This window comes from Oceanobacillus sp. FSL W7-1309, from assembly GCF_038002145.1.
GTDB lineage: Bacteria > Bacillota > Bacilli > Bacillales > Amphibacillaceae > Oceanobacillus > Oceanobacillus profundus.
Map to the genome: position 1 here is coordinate 168,425 of NZ_JBBOBX010000002.1, position 25,895 is coordinate 194,319.

Genomic DNA, 25,895 nt, shown 5'->3' on the forward strand with positions numbered 1-25,895 from the left:
AAAAAGTTAATTTAATTATTTAAAAACCGTATGCGCTTTCTTTTCTTTGTTAGGATACCTCAACAATAAACGGTATCCGCAAATTTCGGTTCAGTAGTTGCTATACTATTTTTTACCTTTTCATGTGAATTAAAGCGCTGAAACAACCTTATCTTCATAAATGGTACGATATAAAAATTCTTCAGCAGAAAATGCAGCGACACCTAAAGCTGCTGAGTGCTTTAATAAATTGGAAAAATTAATATTTAAATCTTTTTGGCTAAACCATAAGGATTGATTATGAATCCAGTCTGTCATTGGTTTCTTTAAATATTTCTCCGCTTCAGCCATGCGATTTCCAATGATCACCTGTTCTGGATTAAATATATTAATGATATTATTAATGCCTACACCTAGATACTTTCCTATCACTTCAAATAATTGTATTGCCTCAATTTGACCGTTATGAGCAAGATCAATTACAGTATCTAACGTAAGATTATTGCGATCCTCATGTTTTAAGCCTAAACGTTCTGCATTTAGCAATAATGATTTTTCCGATGCGTATAGTTCCCAGCAGCCTTCACTGCCACAGCTGCATTTTGATCCATCCACTTCAATCGTCATATGTCCGAATTCTCCCGAGAAACCATTATTGCCTCTGTATAATTGACCATTTAAAATTAGTCCCACTCCAATACCGATGCCGACACTTACGTAAATGATGTTATTAAACTCTTTTCCAATACCAAAGTTCTTTTCGCCATACGCTCCAGCGTTTGCTTCATTTTCGATCGTAACAGGAACACGATATCTTTGTTCGAGTGTTGATTTAAGGTCAATGTTTCTCCAGTTCAGGTTGGGGGCGAGTAAAATCCTTTTATCTTTATTGACCACGCCTGGTACGCCAACACCAATACCGATAATACCGAATGGAGTACTAGGTGCAGCAGCAATAAGGGAGTCGATGATTGTATAGACGTTCTCTAGGATTTCTTCATAGGTTAGATTAGAAAAGTTCACTTGCTGCTCGGCACAAATATTTCCTTTTAAATCTGTTAATACCCCTAAAATATAATTAACACCTAAGTCAACTCCAATGGAATAACCAGCTACCTGATTGAAAAGCAGCATTACTGGCCTTCTGCCGCCGCTAGACTTCCCTGGACCGGATTCATTGATTAGCTTTTCATCCAATAGCTCATTAACTAATGAAGAAACAGTACCTTTATTTAGTCCAGTTGATGTTGCAATATCTGCCCTTGAAATAGGGGAGTTGTGGATAATTGTTTCTAAAACTAAGAATTTGTTTTCTCTTTTAACTACGTGTTGGTTCCATGTCTTGTTTGTTTTCATCTGATTTTCAGCTCTTTCTCCCATTTTTTACAATAGTATAGCATAAATTAATACTACCACAAACTTTGTTCATCGACTAGACGAACGATGTTGTTTTTGGTATTATAAAAATAGCTTATCAAGCATAAGCGAAAAATATTGTTGGAGGGGGTAATCATGAAAATGAAGAAAGCGATTACAATGTTAGCGTTCCTGGTTGTATCTATTCTTCTATTAGCTGCTTGTGGCGGAGAGGATGCAGGAGGTACAGGCTCTGGGAATACAAAATCGATAAAGTTTATGCATTTATGGCCAGAGGGGAGCTCCGCACAGCATTATAAAGTGGTAAATGAAATTATTGCAGATTTTGAAGCTGAAAATGACGGAATCACCATCGATCTTGAGGTATTAAGCAATGAACAATATAAAGATAAGATTAAAGTATTATCTACATCAAATGAACTGCCTGATGTTGGTATGACATGGGCGGCAGGTTACATGGAACCTTATGTGAATGGAAATATGTTTGCATCAGTTGATGATATTATTGAAAGCGATTTATCAGATAGTTTTGTACCTGGTACTGCAGAAGCGTTTTCTATAGATGAAACAGCTTATGGACTGCCATTGGAGTTAAATATTTCTACAATTTTTTATAACAAAGCTATTTTTGATGAGTATAGTTTAGAAGAGCCACAAACAATGGATGAATTATATGAAATTATTGACACGTTAAATAAGAATGGCGTTAATCCAATCGCACTTGGTAATAGAGATGCATGGACAGGATCCATGTGGTATATGTATTTAGCTGATCGATTTGCTGGAGAGGAAGATATTTTAACCCAAGCAATTAATCGTGAAGGATCTTTTGAAGATCCTGCTTTAGTACAAGCTGCAGAAGAAATCCAAAGTCTCGTTGATTCAGATGCATTTGTTCAAGGATTTAATGGTCTTGCAGATGAAGAAGCGAAAAGTATGTTTATGGGAGAGCAAGCGGCAATGTATTTAATCGCAACTTGGGACCTTCCGAATTTTACCACTAATGAAGATGTACCACAAGAATTTAGAGATTCAGTAGGTTATTTTAAATTTCCAACTGTAGCTGGAAGTGGGGATCCAAACAGCTATGTAGGTGGTCCAGGAGTTGGATTATTTGTGTCAGAAAACTCTGATGTTAAAGAAGATGCTAAAGAATTTGCTTCTTATTTCGTTCAGCAATGGGGGGAAAGAGCCGTAACAGAGGTTGGAATAATTCCTGCAACCAAAGTTGATGCAGATTCATTAGAGCTTCCGGAAATGTATGTCGATGTGTTAAATGATTTAAATGAAGCAACAAATATTACATTATATGCAGATGTTCAAATGAGTGCAAGTGCTGCCCAAGTACACTTGGACATGATTCAAGCGTTATTTGGCGGGGAAATAACAGCGGAGGAATTTGCTAAAACACATGAAGACACACTTTCAGCAGAAGATTAGTATCTGCCAAAATTGAATAGAAAAGGGCAAATTCTTCCACAGGATTGTCCTTTTCCACTCTAAATAGACTATGGGGTTGAATGGTATGAATAAAGTTATGTCCAATAAATGGATTATTTTCTTATATACGTTTCCTGCACTCCTGTTAATTGCCGTTCTAATTGTTATTCCGTTAATTCTTTCAGGATATTTTGGGTTAATGGATTGGGATGGTATTGGAACAATGGAATTTATTGGGTTAGATAATTATATAACTGCAGTACAAGATTCAAAGTTTTGGGATAGTACATTACATTCGTTCTTACTAGCTTTATTTTCTGCATGTAGTTTAATTGGATATTTAGCTGTTGCTCTGATATTAGCTTCCAAAATTAAAGGTGCTAGTCTCTTAAGAAAGATCTATCTAATACCAATGCTTCTATCTTCAGTTGCAATTGCACAGTTATGGATTAAAGTTTATAATCCTTCAAACGGGATGCTAAATAGTATTTTAGTAGGTTTAGGCATTGAAAATCCACCAGCATGGTTAGCTGATCCCTCTATTGTTCTTTACGCGATTTTTGTTCCAATCATTTGGCAATATGCTGGATTTTACATTTTGATTTATTATGCTGCTTTAAAAAACATTCCTGAATCGTTAATCGAAGCAGCAAAAATTGATGGAGCAACGCCACTGCAAATTGCGTTAAAGATTAAAGTTCCCTTAATTATGAATGTATTTAAGGTGACTATTGTTTTATCAATTGTTGGGTCGTTGAAATACTTTGATTTAATCTATGTGATGACAGGCGGCGGACCAAACGGAGCAAGCGAAGTAATGGCATCCTATATGTATAAACTAGCATTCTCAAGCTATAACTTTGGTTATGGTAGTGCAATAGGATTCTTGCTATTGATTATAACCTTAATTGTTACAGTAATTATACGTAAAATAACAGCTAATAAAGATGAAATTCAATATTAACAGGAGGCTTCTATCATGCGACGAATCGGTTATATACTACTTTATATTTGTTTAGCGCTTGTCGCTGTATTTCAAATCTTTCCGATCATATGGCTGTTTATGTTCTCATTAAAGACAAATCAAGAGATTTTCGCTGGCAATCCTTTTGCGGTACCTTTAGACCCTAAATGGGGAAATTATTTAAAAGTGTTTGAGGGCGGAATTGGTGTTTATTTTTGGAATAGTATTTGGATTACTGCACTAGCAACAGTTCTTACTATATTAATAGCAAGTATGGCAACATTTGCGATAACAAGGATGAAATGGAAGTATAGCGGACTTGTATTAGGAGTGATAATGGTGGGCCTAATGATTCCGATTCATTCCGCATTAATACCTTTATATAACATGTTTTTAAATGTTAATTTAATCGATAATCCATTATCCATTGTCATTACATATATAACATACAATTTACCTATTACTGTAATGATTTTACTAGGCTTCTATACAACGATCCCTCGTGAAATAGAAGAAGCTGCAATCATTGATGGAAGTTCCATTCATCGCTTGTTTTTCCGAATCATTCTGCCAATATCGGCGCCGATCATGTCCACAACTGTCATTATCAATATGATTTATAACTGGAATGAATTTGTATTTGTTAATACATTCATCAGTTCTGAAAAATATAAGACACTTACAGTTGGTATTCAGAATTTTATTGGACAGTACATGACAGATTGGGGAGCAATTGGAGCTACGTTGGTTATCAGTGTGCTGCCTATTATTGTTGCTTTTCTTTTCTTCAGTAATAAGATTATGGAGGGAATTACAGCAAGTGCAGTTAAAGGTTAGTAGTCCATATATGGAAAGATATGGAATGGGCTGCCACTGTGGAGCTAGTAAAGGAGACCACCTCATTATTATAATAGGAAGGAAGAGGTGGTCTTACAGTTTTTAACCTTTTTTATCTTGTATCCTATGAAAAGCATGTAAACTGAGCCACGTAGTAATGAAGGCGTACGTAACACTACCGAAAATAAAAAATAAAGCTGGAACAGCACGCATGATGAAAAAAGTTGAAACGATGCATACTAACATGAAAAAGCTATGTATTGGACTGATGATCATAATTAGTAATGCATTTTTCATTAGTTGTCCTACCTTTAAATCATAGTGTACAAAACTAGGAAAAATATAAAATAAAAACAAGGCAACCAAAAGCATAAATGCGAATAATGGAATATGTGTCCAGGATAGGGTTTCATTCATACTGACCTGGATATAGTAAATATCAGTAATAATAAAGACAAACAGAATATTGATGAACAATCCCAAGATGTTGCTCTTAAGAAAGTCACGTTTGTAATATACCCAAAACGTTTTTAAAACAGGGAGGTCAGATTTGCCGCGCAACCAGTCGCGAACCATCGCGAACATAGCAATGGTGGCTGGATAAAAACCAAGTACAACACAGCCGGCAAAAGTGAAAACAATCCATAACAGGTTGACATAAGCAAATTTTGTAATCCATTCCAATATTTGATAGATAGTGTTTGTTTTACTGTTCAAATGAATGACCTCCTTAAAGGACTAGATATAGGTTAAAGCGAATTTTTTTATCCCACAGAAAAAAACGAGTAATTTGTCTGCTACAACTTTAAATAGTTTCATAGAAAATCTCAGTAATTAGGATTAAATAATTTTTGAAAATAAACTTTGTTCATCCGATAGACGAACAAATTAAACGATGCTATAATTATAACATGAAAGCATTTACAATTGTATCTTTTTAAAACTACTACCATAATATAGGAGGATGTAAACAATGTCTTATTTTAGTAATGTAAATAAAATTCAATATGAAGGTTCAAAATCAACAAATCCATTCGCATTCAAATTCTATAATCCGGAAGAAAAAATCGGAGAAAAAACAATGGAAGAAATCTTGCGGTTTGGTGTTGCATACTGGCATACCTTCACGGAAGATTTATCTGATCCGTTTGGTACGGGAACAGCGATTCGTCCATGGGATAAGTATACGGGAATGGATCTTGCCAAGGCACGTGTGGAAGCCGCATTTGAATTCTTTGAAAAACTGAATGTGCCATTTTTCTGTTTCCATGATGTGGACATCGCGCCAGAAGGGGATACATTAAAGGAATCAAATGAGAATCTAGATACGATTGTCGCCATGATAAAAGACTATATGAAAGATAGTAAAACGAAGTTACTGTGGAATACAGTCAATAACTTCAGCCATCCGCGTTTTGTTCATGGAGCCGGATCAGCGAGCAATGCTGATGTTTTTGCCTATGCAGCAGCTAAAGTGAAAAAAGGATTGGAAGTAGGGAAAGAGCTTGGTGCAGAAAACTACGTGTTTTGGGGTGGGCGTGAAGGCTATGAAACACTTCTCAACACGGATATGAAATTGGAAATGGATAACTTGGGACGACTTTTCCATATGGCAAACGATTATGCGAAGGAGATTGGCTTTGATGCACAATTTCTGATCGAGCCAAAGCCAAAAGAACCAACGTCACATCAATATGATTTTGATGTAGCGAGCGGCTTCGCCTTTTTACAGCACTATGGATTGCAAGATGTATTCAAGTTTAATATTGAAGCAAACCATGCCACATTAGCAGGTCATACGTTTGAGCATGAACTGCATTATGCGCGGATTCATCAAATGTTAGGGTCGGTGGACGCAAACCAAGGCCATCCGTTGCTTGGCTGGGATACGGATGAATTTCCGACCGATCTGAACATGACCGTACTAGCCATGTACGAGATTTTGAAAAATGGTGGATTAGGCAGGGGCGGCTTGAACTTTGATGCGAAAGTGCGCCGCGGTTCATTTACCCCGGATGATTTATTCCACGCGCATATAGCAGGAATGGACAGCTTTGCGGTTGGGTTAAAAGTGGCCCATCGTTTACTCGAAGATAATGTATTAGAAAATATCATTGCAGAACGCTATCACTCCTATCAGGAAGGTATCGGACGAGATATTGCAGAAGGAAACACCACTCTTCAGAAACTAGAAGAATATGCGTTAGGATTAACAGAGATAAAGAATGAATCTGGCAAACTAGAAAGAATCAAAGCTACGATTAACCAATACCTATTAACAACAGTTGCTGGGGAATAATATATTACTAATTCGTTATAAATAAATTAGGAGGGACGAAGATGATGGAAGAACGCCTTCGTCTCTAATAACATATTTAGATGCAGGAGATGTTTAGCATGAAATATATAATCGGGGTAGACTTAGGGACAAGTGCTGTTAAAATCCTATTGGTCAATCAGCATGGAAAAGTAGCTAAGGAAGTTTCCAGGTCTTATCCACTCATCCAGGAAAAGGTCGGTTATAGTGAACAAGATCCAAATCAATGGGTAGAACAAACGGTTAGTGGATTATCCGAATTATTGACAGGTTTTAAAGGAAGTCCAGAAGATATTGAAGGTATCAGTTTTTCTGGTCAAATGCATGGTTTAGTATTGCTCGATGAAAATAACGAAGTATTACGAAATGCGATTCTGTGGAATGATACCCGTACAACCAAGGAATGTGAAGAAATATATGAAAAAGTGGGTAAAGATCGCCTGTTGGAAATCACAAAAAATCCTGCGCTCGAAGGCTTCACATTGCCAAAGATTCTATGGGTGAAAAACCATGAGCCAGACATTTTTGAAAAAGTAAAGACATTTGTGCTGCCAAAGGATTATGTTCGTTATAAGTTAACTGGGCAGCTGCATATGGACTATTCCGATGCTGCCGGGACATTGCTTTTAGATATGGCAGAAAAAAGTTGGAGCAAAGAAATCTGTAATTATTTAGGAATTGACCTGGAGATCTGTCCACCGCTTATTGACTCCCATGATAATGTAGGAGGTTTCACAGAAGCAATCATAGAAGCGACAGGATTAAGCGCGAGAACAAGAGTATTTGCAGGGGGAGCAGACAATGCATGTGGTGCAATTGGTTCTGGGATTTTAGAGGATGGTAAAACATTAGCAAGTACGGGAACATCTGGTGTTGTATTATCGTATGAAGCAAATAGTGACAAAGACTTTGATGGAAAAGTTCACTATTTTAATCATGCCGCACCGGATGTGTATTACACAATGGGTGTGACGCTTGCAGCAGGCTATAGCTTGTCCTGGTTTAAAGATAACTTTGCCAAAGATATTAGTTTTGAATTGTTATTGAAGGATGTTGATACAGTGCCGGTTGGCTCAAATGGTCTAATCTTCACGCCATATATTGTAGGAGAAAGAACCCCCCATGTGGATGCTAATATACGTGGTAGTTTCATTGGTATAGATGCATCTCATGAAAGAAAGCATTTTACCCGGGCAGTATTAGAAGGTATCACATTCTCTTTAAATGAATCGATCGAAATTTTCCGTAGGAATGGAAAAAACATAGATACAGTCATTTCAATTGGAGGAGGAGCCAAAAATGAATCCTGGTTACAGATGCAAGCAGACATTTTTAATGCGCGCATCGTGAAGCTGCAAAGCGAACAAGGACCAGGGATGGGGGCTGCGATGCTTGCTGCATACGGCTGTGGGTGGTTTGATACTTTAAAAGATTGTGCCGCTGAGTTCTTGAAAGAAGATATGGTTTATCAACCGATTCAAGAAAATGTTGGAAAATATAAAGGCTTGTTTGAGATTTATAAAGAGATTTATGGTAAAACGAGAGAATTAAACAAGAAGTTAATGAACTATCGTAACTAATTAAAATACAAAGTGGACATAAATCAAGTTTAACTTTCAATAGGCAGAATACTTAGCATTGCGATTCTTCTCGAGAGGCAACAGCAACCAGCGCAACGAGCCTAACCAGTAGCCTCTTGAGGTGCGAAGTATATTTCGGGTTGTTATTTTGTGTATCAAACATTGCTGTGTTTTATTAAATGTAAATACTTTTTCCTGGTTTCGTTTCTAAAAAATGAGGAAATCGGATGAATTGTGCTTTATTACAATGGTACATTCAGTTCATCGCATAATAAGGAGTGTTACGTGTGAATAAAAAACGCATTTTATTCATCGGAGACAGTATTACAGAATCAGGACTTCATGAGGATAAAGCGAAGCTCGGAACTGGTTATGTTCGAATCATACATGATTATTTGCAAGCAATTTATCCTAATTCTTTTGAGGTTTTTAATAAGGGTATAAGTGGAAACAGGGTGATAGATTTAGAAGAACGATGGGATAAAGATGTTCTTAAATGTAATCCAGAAATTCTTTCGATATCAATTGGTGTGAATGACGTATGGCGTCAATTAGACAATCCGGGTTTAAAGCAAATCTATCCAGAAGAATTTGCAAGCATCTATAATGAATTATTGATGCAGGCTCGGGAAGAAACCAATGCCACCCTTGTATTAATGGAGCCAACACTAATAGAAGAAGAATTAAATTCGGCAGGAAATGAAAAGTTAAAAATCTATGTTGAGATTGTTCGACGTTTAGCAGATAAACATCGAGCTATTCTCATTCCGACCCATCAGGATTTCATTGATTATGTAATGACAAATAGTGGATATCCATTAACGATAGATGGTGTACACATGAATTCTGTCGGTAATATGCTAATGGCTAATAGCTGGATAAAATCAGTTATCCCCACCCTAAAATAAACCAACTCAAAATAGGCAGTATAAGTAAGACAAGAAGAAAAATTAACGGCAGTGAGCTAGCGAAAGGAGTAAGTTATGAAAGGTAATTTGACGCAATGAATATGCGCAATATTCGTAGTAGGTAGAAGCTTTGGTTAACTATGATGTTCGATTAAACAAAAGGGGGAGAAAAGTAAATGTTGGAACAAACAATCAAAAACGAACGAACTCTAAAAAGTTATCGTGCATGGCTGCAATATGACAAGATTGAAGACATTGACCGTAAATTATATCTGAAATGGTTTACTGCAATTGGTGTTGCGACCGATACTAAAATTACAAAATCAGCGGTTAATGAAATTATCTGGGCAGCAGAATCAATGCTTGAGAAGACTCCAGACATTAATGAAGAAACGTTGGATCGAACTTCTATTATTCTCGGAACGTACAGGCATATTCATTTAGAAGAATACGGACTTTCTTCCGATTTGCTTGAAGATGTGAACGAGGAAGGATATGTAATAAAAACAGTAAATAACAATGAGAAACAGCAAATTTTATTGATTGGAAAAACCGATAAAGGAATTTTATATGCTACTTATCATTTATTACGTTTAATACAAACCAAAGCATCGCTGGAAGATCTTCATATAAAGGACGCGCCTAAAAATCAATTTCGGATGATAAATCAGTGGGATAATATTGATGGTTCCATTGAACGCGGGTATGCAGGAAACTCAATATTTTATGTTAACGATAATATTACCGATAATTTAGAACGTGTGAAAGATTACGCAAGGTTATTATCTTCCATTGGGATGAATGCCATTTCTATTAATAACGTAAATGTATGGGACGAGGAAACAAATATCATTACTGAAAAGTACCTTCCCAAGGTGAAAAATATCGCAGAAGTCTTTAGAGCTTACGGAATTACCATATATCTAAGCATCAATTATGCAAGCCCGATTGTATTGGGGAGTTTAGAGACAGCCGATCCATTAGATGAAAATGTGCAGAATTGGTGGAAACAGAAGGTAGCGGAAATCTATAAATATATCCCTGACTTTGGTGGGTTTGTGGTAAAAGCAGATTCTGAAAATCGCCCTGGCCCATTTTCATACGGCAGGAATCATGCAGATGGTGCAAATGTCCTCGCAGAAGCATTAAAGCCATTTAATGGTATCGTCATCTGGCGCTGCTTTGTTTATAATAATTTGCAGGATTGGCGGGATAAGGAAACGGATCGTGCACGAGCAGCTTATGATCATTTCACACCAATTGATGGAGAGTTTCTTGACAATGTTATATTGCAGATTAAAAATGGACCAATGGATTTTCAGGTGAGAGAAGGTATCTCGCCATTATTGGGTGCTTTAGAAAAAACAAATCAATTCATAGAGCTGCAGGTTACTCAGGAATATACTGGTCAGCAAAAAGACGTATGTTATCTGGTTCCACAATGGAAGGAAATACTCGAATTTGACACGTATGCCAAAGGGCAGGGAACTAAAATTAAAGATATTGTTAATGGCAGCGTATTCAAGAATAATTATAGCGGAATTGCAGCAGTATCAAATATTGGAAATGATATCAATTGGACAGGTCATACATTGGCACAGGCGAATTTATATGGTTATGGTCGTTTAACTTGGAACCCTGATTTGACGACAGAGGAAATTACGAAAGAGTGGATATATTTGACCTTTGGACAGAATGATCAAGTTGTCGAAAATATCACCTATATCCTGCTCAACTCCTGGAAAACCTATGAAAATTATACGGCACCTCTTGGTGTGGGCTGGATGGTAAATCCTGGTCATCACTATGGTCCAAATGTTGATGGTTATGAATATTCGAAGTGGGGAACTTATCATTTTGCAGATTGTCACGGGATTGGCGTGGATCGCACTGTTGAAACCGGTACTGGCTATACGTCTCAATATTTTCCCCAAAATGCTGAAACTTTTAATTCATTAGAAACATGTCCAGATGAGTTATTACTGTTTTTCCATCATGTACCATACACATATGTGCTCCATTCTGGTGAAACTGTAATACAGCATATTTATAATACGCATTTTGAAGGAGTAGAAGAGCTAAAAGAGTTTATTCAAAAGTGGAATGATTTAGACGGACTTATTGATAAGGTTATTTTCGAGAATGTTAAAGAACGGTTCCACATGCAGCTGGAAAATGCCAAAGAATGGAGAGATCAAATCAATACGTATTTTTATCGCAAATCTGGGATTTCCGATGATAAAAACAGAAAAATTTATTAGGAGTATCGTGTATGAACTTAGAAAAAATAGAAGGCTGAATTAGAATGGAGCCACCCAATCGCTGGTCATTGGTGTATGGACACATGCAGATTTAGAAAGACGTATGTCCTGAGATAGGGTGGCCATTTAGATTAATTGACCCTTTTTTCTGCTTTAATAAAGGAACGGTTTGCGTACCACGTAAGTACTAAACTAGAACTTGCTACTAAGAAAAAAGGAATAAGCCCAGGGATTTTCTCCATGACCAGACCAATAATAAAAAGAGATATTAGCATAGAAAAAGTAATGAATGGAGAAGAAAAACCAAGTATAAATGCATTTTTGTAGTATTGGAATATATTCTTGAACTTAAAATGAACATAGGTTGGAAAAATATAAAGTATAGTAATTAAATATAAAATGAGAATATTAACAAACACTACTAATAAAACAAAAAACAGCTGACCATCTACTAACATTATATACTGATAGTCAATATACAATATGTAACCAGCTATAAGTAATGGCCAAATAAGTAGATTCGATTTTACAAATTCTCTTTTATACGTGTTCCAAAAAATAGGTAGTATTTTATCATCCGTATTTCCCTTCAACCACTTTCGTGTAAGTGTAAACATAGAAGTTGTTGCAGGTGCAAATCCAGTAACAATCAAACCAAGAACAGTAAATAATACCCATAGAATATTCAAGTAGGCAATCCTGGTTATCCACTCCATTGTAAGATATATGATACCTAATATGCCTTTTCTTTCTATCATCATCATCACCTCTATATTATTTTAACACTTTGTTCGTCCATTCGATAGACTAAGTTGAAATTTTATGTTAAAATCCCTTTGAAAGGTGAAAGAATATTGTAACAAATCTAAATGATAGACTTCAGCAGTACTTAAATATTGAAACTATTTTCATATACTTGGTGCTTTGTGATCAGGCTTCCATTTAATTTGATAGCTAACGAAATGGAGAATCTTCGCCTAAAGTAATCACAATTATGTAAACGCTTTTATTTGTGAGGCTGTCGAGCAAAATTGGAAATTAGCGACAGCATTTTTGACCCAGAAGAAATATGAAAGGAAAAAAGTATTGGAAAGGGGGGATGGAAGAAGCTGCAGGTTAGTCGGTTGGTTTTAGTTATAGAGAACATCGAACTATTTATTAAAGGGAGGAAACCAGATGTTTAAAAAGTCATTTGCTTTAATTGGAATTACGATAATTTCAATGTTACTTATCGCAGGATGTATGCAAAAACAAGAAACAGAAACCGAAGATGGAAATCCTATTATTACGACAGTTCGTACGCTTGATGATGGGACCGTTTTTAAAGACGGGGAGGATGTCAACAATAATGTTGTTACTCAATGGGCTGAAGATGAGCTTGGCATAAAGTTTAACACTTTATGGACACGGCCAAATGATGAGCAATATAATCAGCAGTTGCGTTTAGCAATGTCTGCGAACGAACCATTACCGGATGTTTTCCAGGTAACAGATGCACAAATGATTTCGGATTTAATTGAATCTGGAAGAGTGATGTCAATTGATGATGCGATTGAAGAACATGCTTCCCCTAGACTGAAAGAGTTATTTGAGCAATTTCCAGAAGCATTCTATCAGGCAACGGTAGATGGTGTACGATATGGAATACCTCGTCTTTCGGGAGGGAACGGATCCGATACAGTGATGTATGTACGTCAGGATTGGCTAGATGAATTTAACTTAGAAGCTCCAAAAACAATTGAAGAACTGGAAGAAGTCATGGAAATTTTCGTTCATGAGGATCCGGATGGAAATGGAGCAGACGATACTATTGGAATTACCCTATCAGCTGGTGACGTTGGTTTTGGACGTACTAATGTAGGGGATACATCTTTTATTTTCGGATCATATGGTAATTTTATGCCAGGTTTGTGGAGTGAAGCAGAAGATGGTTCCATTCAATATGGTTCTATCCAGCCAAATATGAAAGATGCTTTAGCAAAACTAAATGAATGGTTTGAAAAAGGATACCTATCAAAAGAAATTGCTATTGAACCTGAAGACCAGGCACAGCAAAGCTTTATCGCTGGAAAATCCGGGATTATTATTGCACCCCCATGGGCTTTCGACTATCCAATTGGTGATTTATTCTCGAATAATCCAGATGCGGTTGTAAAACCATATGCTCTTCCAGAAGGAATAGATGGTGAGGCAGGGCGAAAAGGTGAACGATTGATGACAGGATCTTTCTTATTCAGCACTGAGTTTGAGCATATGGATAAATACTTCGAATATCTGGACGCAATATATGGATATACATTTGGTGAATCAGATTATTTCGAAAATGGTTTATTTGAAGGCTATGATTATGTGATGCAAGATGGTGATCCTGTTTATGATGCTGCAGGTATAGAAGAAATCACGGGTGAGCAAAAGGTTGACCCCGGGCGCTATTTCTTACCAACCAATGTTCCTGCTATACCATATCAAATGTACGGTATTTTAGAAGAATTTCATGAGACAGAAAGAGCTCCAGAAAGTGCATATGAAGCTAGTCTGGCTGGAAGAGAACCTGAATATGTAGAAGCAGCTGCACTTGTAAACCAGCAAAATGATATACGTGTTGAAAATTTGTTTACTGGTCCTCCAACAGAAACAATGATTAAGAGCTGGGAGAATCTGGAACGAATGGAACTAGAAATATTCGCAAATATTGTTTACGGCAACGAATCGATAGATGCTTTCGATGACTTTGTTGAAAGATGGAAAAGTACTGGCGGAGAACAAGTTACGACAGAAGTAAATGAATGGTACAATTCCGTTCAATAAAATTGCAGATAAATTTTAGGTGCGAACTATATAAAAACGTCACTGATTGATAATCTCGAGAAAATAAAAGGTGCGGACGGACGTATGATGAGGTTGGAACATTAACCGATTGCTTAAAGATTGAAAGTGAACGTTGCAAAAGCTTTGCTTAGGAAGTGTGCGTTTTCTTTTTCCCTTCCTCAGTTTTAAAAAATGCGTATACGCACCAAACCTTTCTAATGGATGTAGATTATAGTTCGAACCTTCCTTTATACAACTAGTAACAGTCTAGTAGAGGAGGAGTTAGTATGGAGGTTAAGGACACAGCAATTAAAGAAAGTCATATGAAAGCAAAATTAAAGCTGGCTCCAGAAAAACAGAAAAATAAAAAGAGGAAACAAAAATGGGCCTTCCGGAACAACTGGCCATTGCATGTATTATTAATACCTGGAGTAATTTTAGCGCTTGTTTTTCAATATGGACCCATGGCAGGTATTGTCATGGCATTCCAGGATTTTAAGCCATGGCTTGGATTTTTTGGTTCCGAGTGGGTCGGGTTCGAACATTTTAGAGCAATGTTTGAGTTTGATTATGCGAGACAAGTTATTTGGAATACATTAATTATTTCTGTAATGAAATTAATTACAGGAATCATTGTTCCGATTACGATCGCATTACTGCTGAATGAAATCTATCGAATGAAATTTAAACGCACAATTCAAACGGTTATCTATCTGCCATATTTCCTTTCTTGGGTTATTTTGGGCGGTATTTTGATTGATATTTTGTCACCAGATGGTGGACTTATTAATAATGTGCTGGGGTTATTTGGTATAAACCCAATCTTTTTTCTTGGAAGTAATGAATGGTTTCGCTCAACTATTATTATGACAGATATTTGGAAGGAGACTGGATTCAATACCATCGTATTTTTGGCAGCGATAACAGCTGTTAATCCGAATCTCTATGAAGCAGCTGCAATTGATGGGGCGAATCGATGGAAACAAACACTTTATGTCACTTTACCTGCAATGCTGCCAATTATAATTGTCGTTGGGACAATATCACTGGGAAATATCCTTAATGCAGGATTTGACCAAATTTTTAACCTTTATAATCCGCTTGTATATGAAACTGGTGACATTATTGATACTTATGTTTATCGAGTTGGTTTAATTGATGGGAATTTCAGTTATGGTGCGGCAGTAGGGTTATTTAAATCCTTCATTAGCTTGATCTTAATTGTTATTGGTTATCGGTTAGCTTATAAGTATGCAAATTACAGGATTTTCTAGGAGGGTGAACGATGCAATACAAAACAAAAGGGTACAAGATTTTTACGGTATTCAATTATACGTTTCTATCAATCTTTGCATTGCTATGTATGTTGCCGCTTATTCATATTTTTGCAGTTTCTTTAAGTGGCAGTGCAGCTGCTTCTGGAAACCTTGTTACATTATGGCCTGTTGACTTTACTTTGGATGCCTATGAAAAAACAATCGGGAATAGTAACTTTTTGAGGTCATTTGGGTTATCGGTGGTTCGTGTTGTTTTAGGCACAGCAATCTCCATGGGTGTCTTGCTTTGTGCTGCATATGCATTAGCCAAAGATGATCATGAATTCAAAGGCAGAAAAATATATATGTGGTTTTTTGTGTTCACGATGCTATTTAATGGCGGGTTAGTTCCAACCTATATTCTTGTGACGAACTTGGGGCTGACCGATACGATATGGGCGCTCGTTTTACCAACAGCAATTAATGCATTTAACTTAATATTACTAGTAAATTTCTTCCGCACTTCTGTTCCAAAAGCATTGGAAGAATCGGCATTTTTAGATGGCGCAGGACATTTCACGATTTTTTTAAAAATTTATCTGCCGATTGCTGTACCAGCTATTGCAACAGTTACCTTGTTCACAATGGTGTTCCATTGGAACCAGTGGTTTGATGGAATGATTTATATGACAAATGAAGCAAATTATCCCCTGCAAACATTTTTGCAATCGATTGTTGTAAAGAAAGATCTGAGTAATATTGCAGATCCGGAAACATTGCGAAATATGTCCCAGCGTACGGTCGAGGCTGCGCAAATTTTTATAACAGCATTGCCGATGTTAATTGTGTATCCATTTCTGCAAAAGTATTTTGTTAAAGGGATTGTATTAGGGGCAGAAAAAGAATAATTTCCTTAAATAAAATCGTGCCGATACATGCTGATTATCTTGTTTAGTGATGATAAAACAAAGATGTCTAACAACGTATAAAGGAGGATGTAAAAATGAAGATGGTATTTCGCTGGTTTGGTGAAGGAAATGACACCGTCCCATTAGACTATATCAAACAAATACCTGGTGTCGAAGGAATTGTTTGGGCACTTCATGATCTTCCAGCAGGAGAAGTCTGGCCGCTTGAAAAGATACTGGAAGTAAAACAGCAGGCAGATGATGCTGGACTTCATATGGATGTGGTCGAGAGTGTGAATATTCATGAAGATATTAAGCTTGGGCTGCCTTCAAGAGATATGTATATAGATACTTTTATTCAAACAATTGAAAACCTATCACAAGCTGGTGTTAAGGTTATCTGCTATAATTTCATGCCGGTATTTGACTGGGTGCGAACAGAATTGTCTAAAAAGCTTGAAGATGGATCAACTGCACTTTTTTATGAACATCATAAAGTTGCTGACTTGGATCCGATGGAATTGGTGAAGACTATTTCTCACAATTATGAGTTTACGATGCCGGGCTGGGAGCCAGAGAGACTGGAACTGCTATCGGATTTGTTTGAACAGTATAAAGAAGTAACCGAGGAAAATTTATGGAGAAATCTGCAATACTTTCTCGAACGGGTTATCCCAGCTGCAGAAAAAAGTGAAATCAAGCTCGCCATTCATCCTGATGATCCACCATTTACTGTGTTTGGATTGCCGAGAATTATTACGAACAAAACAAATTTGGCGAGAGTTTTACGTATAATGGACAGTCCTGCAAATGGTCTAACTCTATGTAGTGGTTCGTTAGGGGTACGCTCAGATAATGATATTGCTGAGATGGTCAGAACATTTGCAGATCGCATACCATTTGCTCATGTACGTAATATTAAAACATATGAAAACGGAGATTTTATCGAAACATCGCACCGTACAACGGATGGTTCAATTGACATTTATGGAATCATGCATGCATTCTATGAAACAGGTTTTACAGGTTATTTACGACCGGATCACGGAAGGCAAGTATGGAATGAAAACTGCCGACCGGGCTATGGGCTATATGACCGTGCCATGGGAATCATGTACCTTTTGGGGATTTGGGATAGCTTTGTACGATCTGGAAAGGAGGCTGAATCATATGTTGCAACAAAATGAGAATTTAAAGGACAAGGTAGCAGTTATCACCGGCGGAAGTGGCGTCTTATGCAGCGCTATGGCTAGGGAATTAGGCAGACAAGGTGTGAAGGTTGCGATATTAGGAAGAAGTCAGGAAAAAGCTGATGCTGTTGTGCAAGCCATTAAAAATATTGGTGGAGAAGCGCTTGGGGTTTCTTGTGATGTACTGGATATAAAAAGTTTAAGGAAAGCTGAGCAAATGATTACAGAAACTTTTGGTACATATGACATTTTAATTAATGGGGCTGGTGGAAATCATCCAAAAGGAACCACAACACATGAAACCCTGAATGCTGAGGACATCGATAATAATGATTTGTTCACCTTTTTTGATCTGGCTCCTGAAGGTTTTCAGTATGTATTTGATTTAAATTTACTAGGAACAATACTCCCTACACAAGTTTTTGCAAAAAATATGATACATCGCAAAGGTGCTGTAGTCATTAATATGTCATCAATGAGCGCACCATCTCCAATGACGAAAGTTCCAGCATACAGCGCGGCCAAAGCAGGAGTTGAAAATATAACCCAATGGTTAGCTGTTCATCTTGCAGATGTCGGAATTAGAGTCAATACGCTCGCCCCAGGCTTTTTCCTAACTGAACAAAATAAAAGGCTGTTAACAAATGAGAATGGATCGCTTACTGAAAGATCAAAGAAAATTATGACACATACACCGATGAGGCGGTTTGGAGCTCCCGAAGATCTCTTAGGAACAATAATCTGGTTAATAGATGAGAATATGTCTGGTTTTGTAACAGGTATTACAGTACCTGTTGATGGTGGATTTTTAGCTTACTCTGGGGTCTAGGGTGTAGGTTGGAATCCCAGTATACGGTAATGCTTATGACATGGAGATAAGTCATTCCATTATCTCTAATGTAGTGGTTGATTCGTGACTTTTATAATAAAAAAATTATGAAGAGGTGAAACTATGAAAAAAGCTTTACTATTTCAAGGCGGTTGGGAAGGACATGAACCTAGAGAGGTAGCAAATATATTAGCTGAGATTCTTACAGAAGAAAAATTTGATGTGAAAGTTACAGATACATTAACAACATTAGAAGAAGATGACTTAAACGGTTATGACTTAATTGTTCCTAACTGGACACAAGGCACAATTACGAAAGAACAGCTGCAGCCTCTTCTTAAAGCCGTTGCCAATGGCACTGGTTTAGCTGGATTGCATGGTGGCTTAGGTGATTCATTTCGTTGGGAAACAGATTATCAATTTATGGTTGGTGGTCAATGGGTAGCACATCCAGGGAATGACGGGGTCACGTACGACGTGCATATTTCAGACCCTGATCACCCTTTAACAGAAGGCATGAAAGATTTTACAGTTGTATCTGAACAATATTATATGCATGTGGATCCCGCTGTTCAAGTTCTTGCAACAACTAGATTTCCAGTAGCGGATGGTCCGCATCAGCCAAATGGTGAAGTAGAGATGCCAGTAGTATGGACAAAAAAATGGGGGGAAGGGAAAGTCTATTATTGTTCTTTAGGACATGTTGCTGAGGTTGTGAGAATGAAAGAGGTTATGAATTTAATGCGAAAAGGGTTTATTTGGGCAAGCAGATAAAAAGTTTTTTATCGAAAAGATTGGATGTGGATTATGGAAAGCTTAAAAGCAGGAGTTGTTGGATGTGGAACAATCAGTGAAATATACTTTGCAAACGCAAAAAGATTTAAGGAGTTTGATATTGTTGCTTGTGCCGACCTGGATCTAAATCTAGCAAGGCAAAGAGCAAAGGAATTCAATATTTCAAAAGCCTATACAACAGAGGAACTGCTGGCAGATTCTGAGATTGATATAGTTATTAATCTTACTACACCACTTGTGCATGCAAAGATCGCCTTAGATGCTCTTGAATCAGGAAAACATGTTTATGGTGAAAAACCGCTTTCGGTTAAACGCGAGGACGGACTGAGAATATTAGAAACAGCAAATGCCAAAGGTTTGCTTGTGTGCAACGCTCCAGACACTTTTCTAGGTGGTGGTATACAGACTTGCAGGAAGCTTATTGATGACGGTTATATTGGTGAACCTGTTTCTGCGACCGCCTTCATGATGAACCATGGACATGAAAGGTGGCATCCAAATCCTGATTTTTATTATCAAGAAGGTGGGGGGCCAATGTTAGACATGGGTCCATACTACCTTACAGCATTAATTGCATTAATGGGTCCTATTAAACGTGTAGCTGGTTCCACAAAGATTACGTTCAGTGAAAGAACTATTACAAGTGAACCAAGATTTGGTGAAAAAATTAAAGTAAATACGCCGACACAAATTAATGGAGTGCTTGATTTTGAAAGTGGGGCAGTTGCTTCAATAATTACCAGTTTTGATACATGGCATCATCATTTACCCAATATTGAAATCTACGGGTCAAAAGGAAGTTTAGTAGTACCTGACCCGAATACATTCGGTGGTCCTGTTTATGTAAGAAGGTATGATGAGAATAGCTGGACGGAGGTCCCTTTAACACACAATTTTACCGATAATTGCAGAGGACTAGGCATTGCCGATATGGCTTCTTCCATTATGGAAGGAAGGACTCCGCGTGCGAACGGCGATCTTGCATTTCATGTTTTAGATGTTATTCAAGGTTTCCAGAATGCTTCAGAAACAAACAGATATTATGAACCAGTTAGTACATGTAACCAACCTAGACCATTTCCAAACATCTAAGACACATGAGCGCTATAAAACTAAAAAGGAGCGGTTAAAATGAAATTAGGTGTTTTTGCTGTTTTATTTGGAGATAAAAAGTTTGAGGAAGCTTTGGATATGATTGCTGAAATGGGATTGGAGTCTGTGGAAATAGGAACTGGTGGCTATCCAGGGGATGCTCATTGCAACCCAAAAGAGCTATTAAGCGATGAAAGTAAACGCCATAAATTTATGAAAGCTATCGATGATCGAGGTTTGAAAATAAGTGCACTAAGCTGTCACGGCAATCCACTTCATCCGAACAAAGAGATTTCTGATATGCATCATGAACAGTTTCAGAATACCGTACGTTTAGCTCTAATGCTTGAGGTGGAAACGGTTATTACCTTTTCAGGATGTCCTGGTGAATCGAATAGCTCTCTTTTTCCAGTTTGGGTAACATGTCCCTGGCCAGAGGACCACACGGAAGTACTGGAATGGCAGTGGAAGGAAAAACTTATTCCTTACTGGTCAGAACAAAGTAAATTCTTAGCAAAGCATAATGTTCGTGTAGCAATAGAGCCACATCCGGGATTTGCAGTATACAATAACGAAACGGCATTACGTCTGCGAAACGAATGTGGTGTCAATATCGGAGTTAATTTTGATCCAAGTCATTTGTTCTGGCAGCAGATGGACCCAGTTTCCTGCATAAAAGAAATTGCCGAACATAATGCTTTGTATCACTTTCATGCAAAGGATACAGCAATAGATGCACAAAACACTGCGGTTAATGGCATGCTCGATACAAAATCTTATCGTGAAGAGCTAAGCAGGTCATGGATATTCCGTACGGTTGGTTATGGTCATGGAGAGGAAATGTGGAGGAAGATTATAAGTACTCTGCAGCTAGTAGGCTATGAAGGCACTATTAGCATTGAACATGAAGATAGTCTTCTGTCAGTTGAAGAGGGGTTCCAAAAAAGCGCTGCATTTTTAAATAATATTCTAATAAAAGAAAGGGTCGGTGAAATATGGTGGGCATAAAACAAAAAGAAATTCGAATTGGAATGATTGGATACCAGTTCATGGGGAAGGCTCACAGTCATGCATACCGTGATCTGCCATTTTTCTTTGATACAAAAATTAAACCGGTACAAAAAGCGATTGCAGGCAGAAACGAGTCCACTGTAAAAGAAGCTGCCGAGAAAATGGGATGGGAATCATATGAAACGGATTGGCGTCGTTTGGTTGAACGAGATGATATTGATGTAATCGACATTGTAACACCAAATCATACCCATGCAGAAATTGCAATCGCAGCGGCTGAGGCGGGAAAACATATTATTACAGAGAAGCCGCTTGCTCTCACATTAGAAGAAGCGCACCAAATGTATGAAGCGGTGCAAAAAAACGGCGTAACCCATATGATTTGCCATAATTATCGTTTTGCTCCAGCGGTTCAGTTTACTAAAAAGCTAATCGAAGCGGGTCGATTAGGAAGAATTTATCATTTCCGAGCAAATTATTTACAAGATTTTATAATGGATCCCCAATTTCCACTTGTTTGGCGTCTGAAAAAGGAAGTTTCAGGAACGGGGGCACTTGGTGATATAGGAGCACACAGTATTGATTTAGCACGATTTTTAGTTGGCGAGTTTAAAGAAGTGGTTTCGATGATGGAGACCTTTATTAAAGAGCGTCCTATGGGAGAAATGTCCAGCGGTCTTCAGGCAAAATCAAATAATAGCACTTTAGGTGAAGTAACAGTCGATGATGCAGCTTTATTTTTAGCGAAATTTGAAAATGGTGCTCTCGGAACATTTGAAGCAACTAGATTTGCAGGTGGAAATCGGAACAAAAATAAGTTTGAAATTAATGGAGAGAAGGGTTCTGTTCGTTGGGATATGGAAAATATGAATAACCTTGAAGTCTATTTCGCAAATGATGAGCCAGGATTACAAGGGTTTCGATTAATAAATTGCACGGAAGAGATTCATCCATATGCAGGAGCTTACTGGCCAAGTGGACATATTATTGGGTATGAGCATACATTTATCCATTTAGTACACGAATTTTTAAATGGAATTGCTAATAACTACCAGCCAGAACCAAATTTTAAGGACGGATTAAAGAACCAACAGGTATTGAAGGCAGTAGAGGAATCGGCTGAATTAAAACAGTGGGTAAACGTTGCAGAACAATAAAGTTGATAGCTTGTAATCTGACTTATTATATAAAAAAGAAATCCAATTTAATGGTATAGGAACTCATTCCATTATTCCAACTGGCCAGCTATCCGATGCATAAGGATAGAATCAATTCAGAAATACGGTGGAATTAAATATAAAGTATACAGCTTGGATGAATTTTTACTCTATCGATATAGGCATCCCTTACTCTTTTTGAATGTATCACGTAGAGATTAAGTATGTCTATTTTAACTTAATAAATCCTTAAAATAAATTAGTAACTTACTTTGTTCATACAATAGAAAAAGTAAGTTAAGGTTGATATAATAACTATAAAAACAGTTTCGAAAATATGTTTTTGAAGGCGATATGAATGGTACATATTAATAAAATTCAATTTGAAAGTACTAAATATAGAAATCTCTTTTCCGATTAACAAAATGAGTGAATAAAATAGAATCAGGTTATTCGCTATTATTTTGTAACCGCTATTATAATATGAAATGGTTTATAGACGGGGGTTAAGATGGAGAATTTCAAATTAGATGTACAAGCCACAAAAGAAACAAGTTTCGAAAGAACACCAAAGCTTAAAATGATTGAAAAGCTAACTTTTGGTATAGGTGATTTTGGTGCTAACTTTAGTTGGACGTTTATAGCATCTTTTATTACGATTTACATGACTGATACTGTAGGAATCAGTGCAGGGATTATTGGTATCATTATTTTAGTTTGTCGTATTTTTGATGGGTTCAGCGACATATTTATGGGTACGATTATTGACAACACAAATTCGAGATGGGGAAAAGCAAAGCCGTGGGTTTTCATGACTGCTCCGGTACTTGGGCTATTAACGTTCTTGTTGTTTAATGTCCCAGGAGGATTCGGAGATACATGGAAAATTATTTATGTATTTGTTGTTTACTTTCTGATCTCTGTTATATTCTACACTGCGAATAATGTTGCTTATTCATCACTTACATCGTTTATGACAACAGATGAAAAAGAGCGTGTTTCATTAGGAAGCATCCGATTTATTTTTGCTAATATTGCCGTATTATCCATTAGTGCATTTACGACCGTGTTAGTAACTTCATTTGGTGGTGGGCAACAGGGATGGACGTGGACTGCAGCCATTTTTGCTGTGTTATGTGCGGTTCCGCTAATGATTACGGGTTGGTTTGTCAATGAGCGAAATGTTGCTAAGAGGAAAAATAAAGAGCAAAAGACTTCTTTTATACCTACACTAAAAGTTTTATTCACCAATAAATACTTCATTTTAGCGATTGTTTTATATTTACTTTGGTATTTAAGACAAACGGAAACAGGCGCAAGAATCTATTATGCAACTTATATTTTTGATAATCCGAATGTAATGGGAATTTTGAGTACAGCATCTTTACTTCCTTTAATTATTGGGTTATTCTTTGCTCCACAAATTGTTGGAGCTTATGGACTTAGGAAAAGTGTTAATGCCGGATTGTTGGTTTCTCTACTAGGTACTGGTCTTATGATATTTTTCTCGGAAAATCTAACTGGTTTAGTTGTGGCAACCGTAATTAACGCATTAGGTCTAGTTCTTTTACAGGCTGGATTAAGCGCTATCGTTGCAGATGTTGGGGATATTGTATATTGGAAATCTGGAGTACCGGTACAAGGATCGGTATTTAGCTTAACTAGTGCAGGTATGAAAATAGGACAAGGATTGACAGCTGCACTGGTGGGGTTTGCTCTTGAATTTGGTGGCTATGTTGCAAACGCTGCTGTTCAACCTGTAGGTGCAATCTATGCGATTAAAACAATGTTTATTTATTTTCCATTAGTAATGATTATTTTAATGTTTATAACAGTGACCTTGTTAAACTATGAGAAGTTCATGTCAAGAATTAGATCGGATATTTCAAACGGTCATGTAGGTAGTGAACGAGATAAAACCATACTAAATAATTAATTTCTCATTAACGGAGAGTGGATGTTTATGAAAGGGATTAGTAGGATTTTCGAAAACAATATGAAGTATTTTATCTGGACAAACACTCTTTAAAATGAAGATCGGAGAAAAAGATGAAGGTGGACGTTAACAATATCAATGTGAATAAAGATCAAGTGTGGAAACTTTTTACCTTGACCAATGACAATGGGATGACAGTTGAATTTATGAATTATGGTTGTATCATCACGAAGATTCAGGTACCTAATAAATATGGAAACTTCGAAAATGTAGTCCTTGGTTTTGAAGATTATCAGGATTATAGAGCAGATTCATTCTATCTAGGCGCTTTAATCGGCAGAGTTGCGGGAAGAATTAAAGGAGCATCGTTTCAATTAAATGGAAAAACGTATACTCTTGATGCGAATGATGGAGATTCCTGCCTTCATGGTGGTTCGATTGGATTAAATCAAATTGTATGGGAAGCAAATCCTTTTCAAGATAATAATCGCGTAGGTGTACATTTATGTTATCAATGCGTTGATGGTGAGGCTGGGTTTCCAGGAAGTGTACGTATTCAGGTAACATATAGTTTAGATAATGCTAATCAGTTTACAATTCAGTATAAGGCAGAAACGGATCAGACGACACCTCTTGCATTAACCAATCATTCTTATTTTAACTTGAGTGGAGATTTAAAAAAGACGATTCATAACCATCACCTTGTTTTAGATAGTAATCGTTTTGCTGAATTAGACGACACTATGCTGCCAACTGGAATGCTGCAACATGTTGAAGGAACTTCCTTCGATTTCCGAAAGGGTATTGAATTAGGGCAGGGGTTGAATGATAGAAGCTGGCAAAATCAAGTTGCAAACAATGGATATGATCATTACTTTATTTTTAATCATAAGTTAGTTCACCAAGTTGTTATGAAAGATTTTGATTCTGGTCGTGTATTAACAATTAAGACGAATGAACCTGGGGTTGTAATGTATACTTCGAATACATTAACGGATGGGCTTCGGTTTGCAGAAGGCATATCAAGGCAATACCTCGGTGTCTGCTTTGAAACACAAGCATCTCCGGCATCTTTGCATCATGAAGGGTTTCCAAGTGCAATACTTCAAGCAGGAGAAACATATGATAAACAAACCATTTTTACATTCTCTGTTGAGGAGTAGAGTGATTCTCATGGTTACAGGGCAACCTTAATAATATTTTCTTTTCACCGTTTTAGATTTCTAACAATTTCTGCAAATAGTCTGTAA

20 protein-coding genes and 1 pseudogene are annotated in these 25,895 nt (G+C 37.1%); 18 read left to right on the plus strand and 3 right to left on the minus strand.

Translation table 11 applies throughout. The annotated features are described in order from the left end of the window. Nucleotides 1-129: 129 nt before the first annotated feature. Entirely contained in the window at nucleotides 130-1,335 is a 1,206-nt protein-coding gene (locus tag NST46_RS13520) for an ROK family transcriptional regulator (protein ID WP_095311421.1), read from the minus strand. Nucleotides 1,336-1,491: 156 nt separating this feature from the next. Between NST46_RS13520 and NST46_RS13525 the strand changes: the two genes are divergently transcribed. The 3 genes from NST46_RS13525 (at nucleotide 1,492) to NST46_RS13535 (ending at nucleotide 4,597) form a co-directional block, all read left to right on the plus strand. Next, nucleotides 1,492-2,796 carry an extracellular solute-binding protein gene (locus NST46_RS13525; RefSeq protein ID WP_095311423.1) on the plus strand — a complete coding sequence of 435 codons (1,305 nt, stop codon included), beginning with the start codon at nucleotides 1,492-1,494 and terminating at the stop codon, nucleotides 2,794-2,796. An 85-nt stretch (nucleotides 2,797-2,881) separates the two neighbouring features. Next, a complete protein-coding gene (locus NST46_RS13530) occupies nucleotides 2,882-3,760 on the plus strand; it encodes a carbohydrate ABC transporter permease (protein ID WP_251659147.1) in 879 nt (292 codons plus the stop codon). A 15-nt stretch (nucleotides 3,761-3,775) separates the two neighbouring features. Then, nucleotides 3,776-4,597 carry a carbohydrate ABC transporter permease gene (locus NST46_RS13535; RefSeq protein WP_095311426.1) on the plus strand — a complete coding sequence of 274 codons (822 nt, stop codon included), beginning with the start codon at nucleotides 3,776-3,778 and terminating at the stop codon, nucleotides 4,595-4,597. Nucleotides 4,598-4,699: 102 nt separating this feature from the next. Here NST46_RS13535 and NST46_RS13540 read toward each other — a convergent pair whose 3' ends face one another. Continuing rightward, nucleotides 4,700-5,314: a YesL family protein gene (locus NST46_RS13540; protein WP_251659146.1), complete on the minus strand. Its 615-nt coding sequence runs from the start codon at nucleotides 5,312-5,314 to the stop codon at nucleotides 4,700-4,702. Between the two features lie 256 nt (nucleotides 5,315-5,570). On the opposite strand from NST46_RS13540, the gene xylA reads away from it, so the two are divergent. The 4 genes from xylA to NST46_RS13560 all read left to right on the plus strand — a co-directional run bounded on the left by xylA (nucleotide 5,571) and on the right by NST46_RS13560 (nucleotide 11,663). Continuing rightward, nucleotides 5,571-6,896, plus strand: a complete 1,326-nt coding sequence (xylA, locus tag NST46_RS13545; RefSeq protein WP_095311429.1) for a xylose isomerase — start codon at nucleotides 5,571-5,573, stop codon at nucleotides 6,894-6,896. Between the two features lie 98 nt (nucleotides 6,897-6,994). Further along, the gene (xylB, locus tag NST46_RS13550) at nucleotides 6,995-8,494 is read left to right on the plus strand and encodes a xylulokinase (protein ID WP_303448056.1); all 1,500 of its coding nucleotides are present in this window, start codon (nucleotides 6,995-6,997) and stop codon (nucleotides 8,492-8,494) included. 287 nt (nucleotides 8,495-8,781) lie between these two features. Continuing rightward, nucleotides 8,782-9,402 (plus strand): SGNH/GDSL hydrolase family protein, encoded by a 621-nt coding sequence (locus tag NST46_RS13555; protein WP_095311433.1) that lies wholly within the window; start codon nucleotides 8,782-8,784, stop codon nucleotides 9,400-9,402. A 176-nt stretch (nucleotides 9,403-9,578) separates the two neighbouring features. Next, complete coding sequence (locus NST46_RS13560) at nucleotides 9,579-11,663, plus strand: alpha-glucuronidase family glycosyl hydrolase (RefSeq protein ID WP_095311435.1); 2,085 nt, start codon at nucleotides 9,579-9,581, stop codon at nucleotides 11,661-11,663. A 131-nt stretch (nucleotides 11,664-11,794) separates the two neighbouring features. Here the strand turns inward: NST46_RS13560 and NST46_RS13565 are convergent, their stop codons facing one another. After that, nucleotides 11,795-12,421 (minus strand): YesL family protein, encoded by a 627-nt coding sequence (locus tag NST46_RS13565; protein WP_303448054.1) that lies wholly within the window; start codon nucleotides 12,419-12,421, stop codon nucleotides 11,795-11,797. A gap of 418 nt (nucleotides 12,422-12,839) precedes the next feature. On the opposite strand from NST46_RS13565, the gene NST46_RS13570 reads away from it, so the two are divergent. From NST46_RS13570 to NST46_RS13620, 11 genes and pseudogenes are all read left to right on the plus strand, one after another. Continuing rightward, a complete protein-coding gene (locus tag NST46_RS13570; protein WP_118890357.1) occupies nucleotides 12,840-14,471 on the plus strand; it encodes an extracellular solute-binding protein in 1,632 nt (543 codons plus the stop codon). A 323-nt stretch (nucleotides 14,472-14,794) separates the two neighbouring features. Further along, nucleotides 14,795-15,745 (plus strand): ABC transporter permease, encoded by a 951-nt coding sequence (locus NST46_RS13575; RefSeq protein WP_095311484.1) that lies wholly within the window; start codon nucleotides 14,795-14,797, stop codon nucleotides 15,743-15,745. A gap of 11 nt (nucleotides 15,746-15,756) precedes the next feature. Beyond that, entirely contained in the window at nucleotides 15,757-16,635 is an 879-nt protein-coding gene (locus NST46_RS13580; RefSeq protein WP_095311441.1) for a carbohydrate ABC transporter permease, read from the plus strand. 95 nt (nucleotides 16,636-16,730) lie between these two features. Beyond that, nucleotides 16,731-17,830: pseudogene (uxuA, locus tag NST46_RS13585) on the plus strand (mannonate dehydratase). Beyond that, nucleotides 17,809-18,654 (plus strand): SDR family oxidoreductase, encoded by an 846-nt coding sequence (locus NST46_RS13590; RefSeq protein WP_445321742.1) that lies wholly within the window; start codon nucleotides 17,809-17,811, stop codon nucleotides 18,652-18,654. Before uxuA ends, NST46_RS13590 begins: the two are co-directional and overlap by 22 nt. A gap of 123 nt (nucleotides 18,655-18,777) precedes the next feature. Continuing rightward, nucleotides 18,778-19,428, plus strand: coding sequence for a ThuA domain-containing protein (locus NST46_RS13595; RefSeq protein WP_251659135.1), 651 nt, complete (start codon nucleotides 18,778-18,780; stop codon nucleotides 19,426-19,428). Between the two features lie 33 nt (nucleotides 19,429-19,461). Continuing rightward, the gene (locus NST46_RS13600; protein WP_303448049.1) at nucleotides 19,462-20,541 is read left to right on the plus strand and encodes a Gfo/Idh/MocA family protein; all 1,080 of its coding nucleotides are present in this window, start codon (nucleotides 19,462-19,464) and stop codon (nucleotides 20,539-20,541) included. 39 nt (nucleotides 20,542-20,580) lie between these two features. Then, nucleotides 20,581-21,549 carry a sugar phosphate isomerase/epimerase family protein gene (locus NST46_RS13605; RefSeq protein WP_341137377.1) on the plus strand — a complete coding sequence of 323 codons (969 nt, stop codon included), beginning with the start codon at nucleotides 20,581-20,583 and terminating at the stop codon, nucleotides 21,547-21,549. Continuing rightward, nucleotides 21,537-22,709 carry a Gfo/Idh/MocA family protein gene (locus tag NST46_RS13610; RefSeq protein ID WP_445321739.1) on the plus strand — a complete coding sequence of 391 codons (1,173 nt, stop codon included), beginning with the start codon at nucleotides 21,537-21,539 and terminating at the stop codon, nucleotides 22,707-22,709. Before NST46_RS13605 ends, NST46_RS13610 begins: the two co-directional genes overlap by 13 nt. Before the next feature lie 511 nt (nucleotides 22,710-23,220). Then, on the plus strand, nucleotides 23,221-24,645 hold the full coding sequence (locus NST46_RS13615) for an MFS transporter (protein ID WP_341137378.1): 1,425 nt from the start codon (nucleotides 23,221-23,223) through the stop codon (nucleotides 24,643-24,645). A 113-nt stretch (nucleotides 24,646-24,758) separates the two neighbouring features. Next, on the plus strand, nucleotides 24,759-25,808 hold the full coding sequence (locus NST46_RS13620) for an aldose epimerase family protein (RefSeq protein ID WP_341137379.1): 1,050 nt from the start codon (nucleotides 24,759-24,761) through the stop codon (nucleotides 25,806-25,808). Nucleotides 25,809-25,895 lie beyond the last annotated feature (87 nt).